We start from the raw sequence: 12,001 nt of genomic DNA on the forward strand, positions 1-12,001 counted from the left end.
CCCACAGCCGCTCCAGCGGCATCCGACCGACTCGGTCCGTCCTCGCAGACCCGTCGCCGTCCTCGCAGGGGCCACCGCACCTGCGAGGATGGTGCCGCCTCCGCGAGGACGACGGGCGCCTTGGGTCGCACGGGGAGGCACGGGGAGGCACGGGATACTGCGGCCATGGCTGGCCCGAACTCCGACCCGATCGTCTCCGCCACCACCGCGGCGCAGCTCCCGCCCGGCGCGGTCGTGCTGCACGTGGAGGCGGGCGACCGGCAGTCGGCGGAGGCGGCGTTCGCCGCCGGGCACGTCGAGGGCGCCGTGCTGCTGGTCCGCGACGAGGTGGTGACCCGCCCGATGCGCCCCGGCGACGGCCGCCACCCGCTGCCCTCCGCCGAGGACCTCGCCGACGCACTCGGCCGCCTCGGCGTCGGCTGGGACGCCCCGGTCGTCGCCTACGACCGCCAGCACGGCGACAACGCCGCGCACGTCGTGCACCTGCTGCGGCTGCTCGGCCAGGACGCCCGCCTGCTCGACGGCGGCCTCGCCGCGTTCACCGACCCGGTCGCCACCGGCCCCGGCACCACCCCGACGGCCGTCGCCCGCGAACCCCGGCCGTGGCCCGCCGACATGCTCCCCGACATCGACGCGGTCGCCGCGCACGCCGCCGCGGGCGGGGTGCTGATCGACGCGCGGGCGGCCGAACGGTTCCGCGGCGAGACCGAGCCCCTCGACCCGATCGCCGGCCACATCCCCGGCGCGGTCAACGCCTTCTACGGCGACAACCTCACCCCGGACGGGACCTTCCGCGACCCCGAGGAGCTGCGCGCCCGGTTCGCCGCGCTCGGCGCGGGCCCCGACGCCGTCGTCTACTGCGGCTCGGGCGTCACCGCCTGCCACGACCTGCTGGCCATCGAGCGCGCCGGCCTCGGCCGGGCCCGGCTCTACGTCGGCTCGTGGAGCCAGTGGTGCCGCGACGCCTCCCGCCCCCGCGCCACCGGCCCCGCCTGACCCGCTCCCACTCCGCCCCTCCGCCCCTCCGCGTCAGGAAAGCCACCATCAGGACACCGGACGTCCTGATGGTGGCTTTCCTGACGTCCGGGGCGGGGCGGGGCGGGGCGGGGCGGGGGGGGGCGGGGGGGGGGGGGCGGGGCGGGGGGGGGGGGGGGGGGGGGGGGGGCGGTGGGGCGAGGGCGAGGGCGAGGGCGAGGGGCGGGTCAGCGGCGGTGGGCGTGGCGGCCCGTGCGAGGGCCGGTGATCGTGGCCAGCAGGAGGACCAGCGCGGTCTGCCCCAGGACGCCGGGGGCCAGGGTCGGTGCGGAGCCGACCTGCTTGCTCGCGGCCAGCCAGACCTGCTCGTACAGCGGCAGGCCGGCCCAGGTGTCGGCGAGGCCGGGGTCGGAGGGGCCGGCGGCGAGGTTGGTCAGCACGTGCTGGACCACGCCGTAGAGCGCGGCGCCCAGCACCAAGACGGCCAGGATCCTGGCCGGCAGCGCGGCGCGGCCGCCGGGGACCACGGCCAGCAGGGTGGCCAGCAACAGGGCGCCGAGCGCGCCCCAGGGGATGAGCTGGATCGGGCCGTTCCAGTGCTGCTCGGAGTACAGCTCGAAGGCCGCGGCGCCGATGCCGATGAGGGCGAGCGCGAGCAGGCCGCGCCGCACCAGCGGCGGCACCGCGAACCGGACCTCGGGCGGGGGTCCGCCGAGGGGATCGGGCCGCCGGGGTGCCGGTCGGTAGCCGGTTGTCATCACGCCCTCCCGCCCGGGCCGACCGGACGGCCCTCGCCGCAGGATGCCTGAAGCACCGGTCAGCGCGGTGGTCCGACCGCCATCCGGCTGACGACACGCGCCCGGCGGTGCAGGACACGCCGAACGTTGGCGACTCTGCGTCACAACGATCAGCGGTCGAACCGTTCGGCCGCGGCGAACGGGGGTACCCGGGTACCCGCCGATCGGCTCAGCGGTGCTCGGCGCCGCCCCGCCAGTGCGCGGACGAGGCGACGACAGCGAGGCGCCCGGCGCTGTCGTGCAGCTCGGCGCGGGCCGCGGCCAGCCGCCGCCCGGCGTGCAGGGGCTGCGCGGTGACCGAGAAGTCCGAGCCGTCCGACGGGATCGCGCGCAGGTAGGTGACGTCGAGGTCGAAGGTGGCGCCGGCCAGCTCCGGGCGGACGGCGGCGACGGCCGCATCGAGCGCGTGCGTCGCGACGGCCGCGACGACTCCGCCCTGCAGCGCGCCCGCCGTGTTGGACAGCGGCGGGGCGCCGACCGCCGTCCAGCGCGACGGACCGCCGGCGAGGTCGAGGGCGGTGAGGCCCACGGGTCCGCCGGACGGCGCGCCGCGCCCGCCGCGGCGCCCGTCGGGGGGCAGCGGCAGCAGGGCCGACCGGTTGGTCACCGTGGCCAGGACCTCGCCGTCGGCGTCGGTCAGCGTCCCCGTGCTGAGCGCGCTGTCGGCGGCAAGGTGCACGACCGTGCCGGTGGCCACGAGCGGGCCCACCGGGTCGGGGAAGGGTCCGGTGCCCGCCCAGTGCAGGGTCAGCGTGCTGATGGCGTGGTCGGAGGGCAGGACGGTGGCGACCACGGCGCTGAGCACCATGTCGATCATCACGAACGCCGGTCCGGGACCGCGCAGCACGGCGGGTGCGGGAGCCAGCCGGGCGACCATGCGGCCCTCGTCGACCGAGTCGACCGTGATGCCCAGGCTCGCCGCCACGGGCACCAGCGGTGCCGAGCCGCCCGCCGCCGCCCGCAGCCGTTCCAACGGCGTCGTCGTCACGCCCGCAGCGTACGTCCCGATCGCCCGCGGATCACCGGTCGCGCGGTGGGCGCCCGATCCCGGCGGTGTAGAGGATGCTCAGCACGGCGGCGGGCGGCAGCGCGACGTAGAGCCACCAGGGGTGGACCATCGACCCCACGGTGAGCGAGACGATCGCCCAGATCGTCAGGTTCACCGCGGCGATGCTGGTGAAGACGATGGTCAGGATGCGCATCGTGAGGCCGCCGGGGGTGTCGGCGAACACCGGTCGGCGCTCGCCGGCGCGGCGCGGTTCGGGGAGGTTCGGCAGGTCGGCGGTGACCTCGGCCAGCTGGCCGCGGGTGCGCGACTCCCACACGGCCTTGGCCCGGTCGTCGAACTCGTGCAGGTCGAGCTGGCCGGCGTCGTGGGCCCGCTTGAGCTGGTCCTGCACGCGTTCCCGGTCGGCGTCGGAGATGCGCATGTCGTCGGGGCGCACCGGCTCGTTCACGGCGCGATGATGTCACGCTGCGCGCCCGGCGCCGTCCACCGTTCGACGGATCCCGCTCAGGAGATGACCAGCAGGAACAGCCCGACCATCGTGTAGGCGACCATCACCAGCACGAGCGGGACCTGGTCGGCCAGCCTGCGCTGCGGGGGCAGCAGGGCCACGCTGCGGTCGTGCGCGGCCACCACCGCCACCACGTGCCCGACGAGCACCGCGCCGATCTGGATGCCGGCGACCAGCCCGGGCGCCGGCACGGCGGTGATGGCCCCGAGCGGTTGGCCGGCCAGCTGGACCAGCCCGCGCGGGCCCTCGACCAGCAGCAGCGTGGCGTAGTGGGCGACGGTGTAGCCGGCGGCGATCGGGACCAGCGTGCCGGCCAGCCGCCCGGCCAGCCGCCCGGTCGCCAGCCGGTAGAGCACCCCGACGACGAGCACGGTCGCCACCAGCACGGCGGTGTCGAGCGCGGCCGGCAGGGCCAGCGACCGCCAGCCGGTCCACCCGGTGAGGCCGTCGAACACGGTGGAGCCCCACCAGACCGCCAGGAACGCCACCAGCCCCGGCTCGACCGGCACCGCGGCCAGCCCCCGGAAGGGGTTGCGCAGCCCGGGGCGGCCGTCGTCGAGGCGGCCGAACGGCGACAGCGCGGCGGTGAGGGTCGAGTAGACCTCGAAGGCGTCGCCGCGGGCGAACCAGTCGGGCCCGTACCGGACGCCCGCCGCCACCTGGGCGACGGCGTAACCGAGCAGGGCGCCCGCGACCACCGCCGGGACGTCCCGCCCGGCCGGGACCAGCTCCAGCCAGACGAAGGCCAGCAGCCACGCCGCCCCCGGCCAGTAGCCCAGGCGCTCGGGCAGCGGGGCCGGGGTGGTGCGGCGCAGGGCGGCGGCGACGATCGCGGCCAGCAGCCGCAGCGGGTTGACCACCCGCCACACCGGCCCGAGCAGCAGCGAGGCGGGCACGACGCCCACCCACAGCAGGACGTAGAGGGCGCGCGGGGCCGGGTTGGCGTCGGGGTCCTGCGGGCCGAGCAGCCCGACCGCGACCACGTACCCGGCCAGCACCAGCACCAGCGCCCGCACCCCGACCCGGACGGCCGCCGGCACCGCGGGCAGCGCCCGGCCGCCGACCGGTCCGGTGAACCGGGGTGTCCGCCACAGCAGGGCGACGGCCAGGAACGACATCAGCACGACCACGCCACCGGTCTGCAGCACGAGCTCGCCGTCGAGCGGGAGCCCCTCGACGCCGCCGATGCCGTGGGCGGGGATCACGTCGGGTCGGTGGCCGGGGCCGGGGCCGGGAGCTGCCCGCGGCGCAGCGCGGCCACGCCGGCCACCGCCACGCCCAGCCCGCCGCCGAGGGTCAGCGCGACCAGCGCGCGGTCGAGGTCGGCGCCCCACGAGAACGGCACCACCGCGTCGACCAGGGTGAACGCGTCGATGGGGGCGATGACCACGGCGAACAGCCCGCCTGCCGCGCAGCACAGCAGCGGGCCGACGACGTTGCCGCGCAGCGTCAGCCAGGCCCCGATCGCGCCGAGCGGCCAGCCGAGCAGCGCGTACCCGGCCGCGCTGAGCAGCATGAGGGCGTAGGGCTGGTCCTGCGGGACCCCGGCCGAACCGAGCACGTGCAGCAGGTGCGCCGCGATCACGACGGCGGTCGCGCCGGCCAGCACGAACCGCCCCCAGCGGCGCCCGGCGCCGAGCACCCCGGCGACGGCGGGCACGAGCAGCGCCAGCCCGGCCGCGGCCCACCACAGCGCGGCGGGCGGGGGCGGCGGCCGGCGCTGCTCGCCGAGCACGGTGACCGCGCGGCCGTCGACCCGCAGCGGGACGGCCCAGGCCGAGACCTCACCGGCGGGGCGCTCCGCCGTCGCGGCGGCGGTGATCCGCGGGTCGGCCCAGAAGGCGGTGCCGCCCGGTTCGACGGTGGGCAGCCCGGAGACGACCGACCCGGGCACCGGCTCGACGACGACCGTCGACCCGGTGGCGTTGTCCAGCCGCAGCCGGGCGCCGAACTCGACGGCCCGCACGCTCAGCCCGGGCACCGCGGGTTCCAGCCCGAGCACGACGGCCTCGCTGCTGGACGACGAGAGCCCGCCGGCGTGCGCTCCGGCGGGCGTGGCCACGGCCGGCAGCAGCACGGTCACCAGCCCGGCGACGACCGCGACCACCCCGACGACCCGCCCGACGACCCGCACGCCCCAACCCTACGAGCAGTGGTCGTGCGCGAGATCCACGGTCCGGGGGACGCCCGCACCCCGATCGGTCCGTAGGGGCGCGGCGGTGGGCGTCCTCGCAGAAGCAACTGCGCCTCGCAGCGCCGGGATGATCAACAGTGCTCGACATGAACCTGGTGGGGCTCAGGAGCGCCGCCGAGCCCCACCAGCTACATCTCACGCGCAGTATCGGAGGATCACCTTCCTCGCCGCCGCGCTGGCCGGAGCCGGCGACCACGCCGGGCTGGGAGCAGGGCGTGCCGGTCGAGCACCTGCGCGAGCTGTGCGCGTACTGGGCCGATGGCTACGACTGGCGCCGGACGGAGGCCCGGCTCAACGCCGTCGGCCAGTTCCGCGCCGAGGTCGACGGGCTCGGCGTGCACTTCCTGCACACCCGCTCCCCGCACCCGGGCGCGCTGCCGCTGGTCCTCGGCCACGGCTGGCCCGGTTCGGTCGTGGAGTTCCTGGACGTGATCGGCCCGCTCACCGACCCCATCGCGCACGGCGGCGACGCCCGCGACGCGTTCCACGTGGTGTGCCCGTCGCTGCCGGGCCACGGCTTCAGCGACAAGCCGACCGGGCCGGGCTGGGGCGTCGAGCGCATCGCCGACGCCTGGGCCGCGCTGATGGCCCGGCTCGGCTACGACCGCTACCGCGCCCAGGGCAGCGACTGGGGCGCCAGCATCAGCACGGCCATCGGCCAGCGCGATCCGGAGCACGTGGTCGGCATCCACCTGATGCCGCCGATCGCCGCCGCCGACCCGGCCACCTCCGACGACCTGACCGACGCCGAGCGCACCGCGCTGGCCGACCTGGCCGCGGCGAAGGACGGCGACGGCTACTCCGCGCTGCAGTCCACCCGGCCCCAGACGATCGGGTACGGGCTGGTCGACTCCCCCGCCGCGCTCTGCGCCTGGATCGTGGAGAAGCTCACCGCCTGGAGCGACCCCCGGGACCCGCTCGACCGCGACCGGGTCCTGGACGCCGTGATGCTCTACTGGCTGCCCGGCACCGGCGCGTCGGCGGCGCGGCTGTACTGGGAGAGCTTCGCCGAGGTCGAGCAGCGCTTCCGGGGCGCCACCACCGACACCGTCGACGTCCCGGCCGGTTGCTCGATCTTCCCGGAGGAGCTGCCCCGGCCGTCGCGGCGGTGGGCGGCGCGGCGCTACACCGACATCCGGCACTGGGGCGAGCCGCCGCGCGGCGGCCACTTCGCCGCGTTCGAGCAGCCGGAGCTGTTCGTCGCGGAGCTGCGGGCGTTCTTCGGCCACGTCCGCCGACCGGTCCAAGATCGCGGGTAGCGTCGGGCGCGGAGAGATCGAGGAGGGGCCCGTGCCGGACTGGCTGCAGCGCTTGACCACGTCACTGCTCGAGCGGGCGCTGCCCGGGATGCCGCCGGCCACGCACCGGTACGAGGTGCGCCGCGACCTCGCCGTCCCGATGAGCGACGGCGTCGAGCTCCTGGGCGATCTGTTCCTGCCCGTCGAGCCGGCCGGCAGCACCGCCCCGACGATGCTCATCCGCTCGCCCTACGGGCGCACCGGGCTGTCGACGCTGCTGTTCGCCCGCCCGTTCGCCGAGCGCGGGTTCCCGGTGTTCGTGCAGAGCTGCCGGGGCACGTTCGGCTCCGGGGGCGTGTTCACCCCGATGGTGAACGAGCGCGAGGACGGCATCGACACCGTCCGCTGGGTGCGCGAGCAGCCATGGTGCACCGGGCGGCTGGTCACCGCGGGCCCCAGCTACCTCGGATTCACCCAGTGGGCGGCGGCGGGCTACCTCCAGCGCGACGACCCGGCGGCCGCGCCGGACGCGCTGAGCCTGCTCGTCACGATGCCCGACTTCGGCGAGTTCACCTGGGACAACGGCGCCTTCGGGCTGCGCACGGCGCTGGGCTGGACGCAGATGGTCTCGGCCCAGGAGCGGCGCGGGTCGGTGCTGCGCCAGGTGCTGGGCAGGCGCGCCCTGCGCCGCGGCTACGACCGGCTGCCGGCCAACGAGGCCGACAAGCTGGCCACCGGCCACACCGTGCACTGGTACCAGGACTGGCTCGCGCACGACTCGCTCGCCGACGACTACTGGCGGGGGCAGTCGCACACCGCGGCCGTGCCGGCGGTCACCGCGCCGGTCTCGATGATCACCGGCTGGTACGACATCTTCCTGCCCTGGCAGCTGCGCAGCTACCGGGCGCTGGTCGAGGCGGGCAACCCGCCGCAGCTGACCGTCGGGCCGTGGGGACACGCGTCGCCCGGGCTGCACCGCGCGGCGCCGGCCGAGACCATCGCCTTCCTGCGCCACCACCTGATGGGCGAGCCCAACACCCGCGAGTACCCGGTCCACGTCTACGTGACCGGCGCCGAGCTGTGGCGCGACCTGCCGGTGTGGCCGCCTGCGGACGCCGTCGAGCACGACTGGCTGCTCGGGGCGGGCGGCAGGCTCGTCCCGCCGGGGGGCGAGCTCCCGGACCCGTCCGGCGGGCCCAGCCGCTACACCTACGACCCGGCCGACCCGACCCCGGCCGTCGGCGGCCCGAGCCTGGAGACCGGCTACCTGCCCGGCGACAACGCCGAGCACGAGCGGCGCCCGGACGTGCTCACCTTCACCTCGCCGATCCTGCGCGAGGCGGTCGAGGTGGTCGGCGAGCCGGTCGCCACGGTGTCGCTCGGCTCGAACCTGGAGCACACCGACCTGTTCGTGCGGCTCTGCGACGTGCACCCCGACGGCCGGTCGATGACGGTGTGCGACGGAATCCGCCGCCTGGGCGGGCGCGGCACCCGCGACACCGACCCCGTCCCCGACGCCGAGGGCGTGCGCGAGGTCGAGGTGGCGCTGTGGCCGACGGCGCACCGGTTCCTGCCGGGGCACCGGCTGCGGCTGCAGGTCAGCTCCGGGGCGCACCCGCGCTACCTGCGCAACCCCGGCGGCGGCGAGCCGCCCGCCACGGCCCGCCGGCTGCACCGGGCCCACCAGGAGGTCCACCACGACGCCGGGCACCGCTCGCGGATCGCCCTGCCGACCACCTCGGGCCGGGAGTGAGGCCCGGCGGCCTCACCCGACCTGGAGCTCGGCGAGCGGGACGCCGCGCTGCTCCAGCTCGACCTCGAAGACGCCGGGCAGGTCGGCGTCCAGCCGGATCGCGGTGCTCGCCCCGGCGGTGACGAAGCTGCTGCGGTCGTAGCCGTGCAGGTGGACCTCGTCGGCGACGTCGCTGGCGACCACGAGCTCGACGGTCGACCCGACCGGCACGGCGTAGCGGACGACGCCGCCGGCGACGGCGCCGCCGGCGTAGCCGACCTCGATCCGCAGGGTGCCGTCGGGCGCGGTCGCGGGCGTCGCGGCGGACGGCCCGGTCGACGAGCAGCCGGCCGGGCCGAGGAGCACCGCCACCACCAGGAGGGTGCGGGCCAGGAGGTCGTGAGCGGGTTTCGCGGCTATGACCGTGATTCTCGCTCACGACATACTCGCCCCGTGACCGACCACCCCGAGGCCCCCGTCCCCAACCGGCTGTTCGACGACGAACGCGAGCAGCGCTGGCGGGCCCGGTTCACCGCGGTGCGCACCAGCCGCCCGCGGTGGGCCCGGGACGCGCCGGACCGCTGCGCCTACACCTCGACGGCCAGCGGCACGACCGAGGTCTACGCCTGGGACCGGGCCACCGACGAGCACCGCCGGGTCACCGACCGGCGCAGCGGCACCGGGCACGCCGAGCTGCCGCCGGACGGCGAGTGGATCTGGTGGTTCGCCGACTCCGACGGCGACGAGTTCGGGCACTGGGTGCGCGAGCCGTTCGCGGCCGGCACCGGGGCGGTGGAGCCCGCGCTGCCCGGCGTCGAGGACGGCTACGGCGCCGGGCTGGAGATCGGCAGGCGGGTGGTCGCCGTCGGCACCTCGACCGACGAGGGCACCCGCATCTGGCTGCGCCGCGGCGACGGCCCGGCCGAGGTCGTCTACTCCCACCCCGAGGACGCCGGGGTCGGCGCGCTGTCCGAGGACGAGGACCTGCTGGCGATCGGCCACTCCGAGCACGGCGACTCCCGCCACCCCGACGTGCGGGTGCTGCGGGTCTCCGACGGCGCCACCGTCGCCGAGAAGTCCGACGGCCCCGGCAAGGGACTCTCGCCGCTGTCGTTCGCCCCGGTCGCCGGGGACAACCGGCTGCTGGTCGCGCACGAGCGCCGCGGCCGCGACGAGCTGCTGATCTGGGACCCGACAACGGGCGCGGAGACCGAGCTGGCCATCGACCTGCCCGGCGAGCTGCACGGGGAGTTCACCCCCGACGGCGCGGCCCTGCTGGTCTGGCACACCCACGCCGCCCGCACCCGGCTGCACCGCTACGACCTGGCGACCGGCGGGCTGACCGAGCTGCCGGTCGCCCCGGGGTGCGTGGGCGGCGCCGAGGTCCGCCCGGACGGCACCGTCGAGTACACGTGCTCGTCGGCCGCGCACCCGGCGTCGGTGCGGGCGCTGGCCCCGGACGGCACCGACCGGGTGCTGCTGGTCCCGCCCGGTCCGCGGGCCCCGGGCTCGGTGCCGGTGCGCGACCTGTGGGTCGATGGCCCGGGCGGGCGGGTGCACGCGCTGGTCGCCGAGCCGGTGCGGGAGGCGGGCGACCCGCCGCCCCCGGCGCTGTTCAGCCTGCACGGCGGCCCGCACGCGGCCGACGAGGACCGGTTCAGCGCGGTCCGGGCCACGTGGGTGGACGCCGGGTTCGTGGTCGTGGAGGTCAACTACCGGGGGTCGACCGGCTACGGGTCGGCCTGGCGCGACGCGATCGAGGGCAGGCCGGGCTCGACCGAGCTGGCCGACGTGGCCGCGGTGCTCGACCGGTGCGTCGCCGACGGGCTGGTCGACCCGCGCCGCTGCGTGGTGGAGGGCTGGTCGTGGGGCGGCTACCTGGCGCTGCTGGCGGTGGGCACCCAGCCCGAGCGCTGGGCGGCCGGCATCGCCGGGGTGCCGGTGGCCGACTACCTGACCGCCTACGCCGACGAGATGGAGCAGCTGCGGGCGTTCGACCGGGCGCTGTTCGGCGGGTCGCCGCAGGAGCGGCCCGAGGCCTACCGGGCGGCGTCGCCGCTGACCTACGTCGACCGGGTGCGGGCCCCGGTGCTGGTGCTGGCCGGGGAGAACGACCCGCGCTGCCCGATCCGCCAGGTCGACAACTACCTCGACGCCCTGGCCGCGCGCGGCGACCTGCCCTTCGAGGTCACCCGCTTCGACGCCGGGCACGGCAGCATGGTCGTCGACCAGACGATCGCCCACACCGCCACCGAGGTCGGCTTCGCCCGGCGGGCCATCGACGGCGACGAGATCGGCGGGCGCGTCGCGCAGCCCACACCCGTCGCGGCCAACGTCATCTCGCCGTAGCGCCGCGGAAACACGGCCCGAGAACGCTGGGCGCTACCCCGAGGAGGTGGGAGCACGTGGCGCTCTGGCGTGTGCACGTGGAGCTGGAGGACATCCCCGGCCGGCTCGGCGAGCTGGCCACGGCGGTGGGCGCGGCCGGGTGCAACATCATCTCGTTGCACGTGGTGGGTGAGCCGGCCGACGACGGTTCGGTCACCGACGAGCTGCTGGTCAAGGTCCCGGACCCGGCCGAACCGGCGGCGCTGGTCGACGAGATCACCGCGGCGGGCATCCCGTGCACGCTGCTCGTCCGGGCCGACGCCGCCGAGCTGTCCGACCCGACCACCACCGCGCTGGCGCTGGCCAGGATGGTCGCCGCCGACCCGGGCAGCGCCCCGCGCGCGGTCGCCACCCTGCTGCGCGCCCGGCTGGTCGACCCGGCCGCGACGAGCGTGGAGGGCCACACGCACACGCTGCGGGTCGGCGCCCAGCAGCTGCGGCTGGGCCGCGGCTGGCCGTTCACCGCCACCGAGCTGTCCCGCGCGGCGGCCCTGCTGGAGCTGGCCGCGCAGCTGGCGATGCGGGCGCCCACCCGCGCCGACGACGCCGACCGGATCCTGCTGCTGCGCGACGGCTCCGAGGTCCGCATGCGCGCCGCGACCCCGGACGACCGGCTGCTGGTGGCCGCGCTGCACGCGCGCTGCGCCCCGGAGACCCGCCGCTCGCGGTTCCTGAGCCCGGCGCCCCGGCTGCCCGACGACCAGCTCGACGGGCTGCTCGGCGCGGGCCCGGGCGACCGGTCCGGTCAGGTGGTGCTGGCCGTGACGGCCGACGGCGGCAGCGCCGTCGGCCTGGTCAACCTCGACCCCGAGCCCGACGGCCCGCCCACCACCGGCCGGGTCGCGGTGCTGGTGGAGGACGCCTGGCAGGGCCGGGGGCTGGGCACCGCGCTGCTGCGCCGGGCCGCCGACGCGGCCGTCGAGCTGGGCATGGTCGAGGTCACCGGCGTGGCCCGCCCGGACGACCTGGGTGTCACCCGCCTGCTGCGCCGCGCGGGGCTGCGCCCGTCGGCCGAGATCGTGGACGCCACCGTCCGCCTGCGCGCCCCGCTCCCGACCCCCGTCCGCTGACCCGCCGGAACGCCCGCCCCACCCCGACTCCCCCGCCCAACCCCCCGCCCACCCCGGCGCCGCCGCGGCATGGGGCGGGGCGGGGTGGGT

At 77.0% G+C, this 12,001-nt stretch carries 11 protein-coding genes; 5 read left to right on the forward strand and 6 right to left on the reverse strand.

The annotated features are described in order from the left end of the window. The first annotated feature begins 165 nt into the window (after positions 1-165). Complete coding sequence (locus KDL28_RS04185; RefSeq protein WP_252435836.1) at positions 166-996, forward strand: sulfurtransferase; 831 nt, start codon at positions 166-168, stop codon at positions 994-996. 206 nt (positions 997-1,202) lie between these two features. On the opposite strand, the gene KDL28_RS04190 is transcribed toward KDL28_RS04185, so the two are convergent. The 5 genes from KDL28_RS04190 to KDL28_RS04210 all read right to left on the reverse strand — a co-directional run bounded on the left by KDL28_RS04190 (position 1,203) and on the right by KDL28_RS04210 (position 5,423). Beyond that, on the reverse strand, positions 1,203-1,733 hold the full coding sequence (locus KDL28_RS04190) for a hypothetical protein (RefSeq protein WP_252435837.1): 531 nt from the start codon (positions 1,731-1,733) through the stop codon (positions 1,203-1,205). Between the two features lie 208 nt (positions 1,734-1,941). Continuing rightward, positions 1,942-2,760 carry a PaaI family thioesterase gene (locus KDL28_RS04195; protein WP_252435838.1) on the reverse strand — a complete coding sequence of 273 codons (819 nt, stop codon included), beginning with the start codon at positions 2,758-2,760 and terminating at the stop codon, positions 1,942-1,944. Positions 2,761-2,791: 31 nt separating this feature from the next. Then, entirely contained in the window at positions 2,792-3,229 is a 438-nt protein-coding gene (locus tag KDL28_RS04200) for a DUF1707 SHOCT-like domain-containing protein (RefSeq protein ID WP_252435839.1), read from the reverse strand. Positions 3,230-3,285: 56 nt separating this feature from the next. Then, positions 3,286-4,494 (reverse strand): amino acid adenylation domain-containing protein, encoded by a 1,209-nt coding sequence (locus KDL28_RS04205; protein ID WP_252435840.1) that lies wholly within the window; start codon positions 4,492-4,494, stop codon positions 3,286-3,288. Beyond that, positions 4,491-5,423, reverse strand: coding sequence for a hypothetical protein (locus tag KDL28_RS04210; RefSeq protein WP_252435841.1), 933 nt, complete (start codon positions 5,421-5,423; stop codon positions 4,491-4,493). Before KDL28_RS04210 ends, KDL28_RS04205 begins: the two co-directional genes overlap by 4 nt. Before the next feature lie 146 nt (positions 5,424-5,569). Here KDL28_RS04210 and KDL28_RS04215 point away from each other — a divergent pair, with 146 nt between their 5' ends. Together KDL28_RS04215 and KDL28_RS04220 are read left to right on the forward strand one after the other, a co-directional pair. After that, positions 5,570-6,742 (forward strand): epoxide hydrolase family protein, encoded by a 1,173-nt coding sequence (locus tag KDL28_RS04215; protein ID WP_308215919.1) that lies wholly within the window; start codon positions 5,570-5,572, stop codon positions 6,740-6,742. Positions 6,743-6,773: 31 nt separating this feature from the next. Continuing rightward, positions 6,774-8,474 carry a CocE/NonD family hydrolase gene (locus tag KDL28_RS04220; RefSeq protein ID WP_252435842.1) on the forward strand — a complete coding sequence of 567 codons (1,701 nt, stop codon included), beginning with the start codon at positions 6,774-6,776 and terminating at the stop codon, positions 8,472-8,474. Between the two features lie 12 nt (positions 8,475-8,486). Here KDL28_RS04220 and KDL28_RS04225 read toward each other — a convergent pair whose 3' ends face one another. Continuing rightward, positions 8,487-8,825, reverse strand: coding sequence for a hypothetical protein (locus KDL28_RS04225; protein WP_252435843.1), 339 nt, complete (start codon positions 8,823-8,825; stop codon positions 8,487-8,489). A gap of 81 nt (positions 8,826-8,906) precedes the next feature. Here KDL28_RS04225 and KDL28_RS04230 point away from each other — a divergent pair, with 81 nt between their 5' ends. Then, positions 8,907-10,802 (forward strand): S9 family peptidase, encoded by a 1,896-nt coding sequence (locus KDL28_RS04230; protein WP_252435844.1) that lies wholly within the window; start codon positions 8,907-8,909, stop codon positions 10,800-10,802. A 56-nt stretch (positions 10,803-10,858) separates the two neighbouring features. Further along, entirely contained in the window at positions 10,859-11,911 is a 1,053-nt protein-coding gene (locus KDL28_RS41325; protein ID WP_252435845.1) for a GNAT family N-acetyltransferase, read from the forward strand. Positions 11,912-12,001 lie beyond the last annotated feature (90 nt).

Source organism: Pseudonocardia humida (assembly GCF_023898865.1).
In the GTDB taxonomy this organism is placed as follows: Bacteria; Actinomycetota; Actinomycetes; order Mycobacteriales; family Pseudonocardiaceae; genus Pseudonocardia; species Pseudonocardia humida.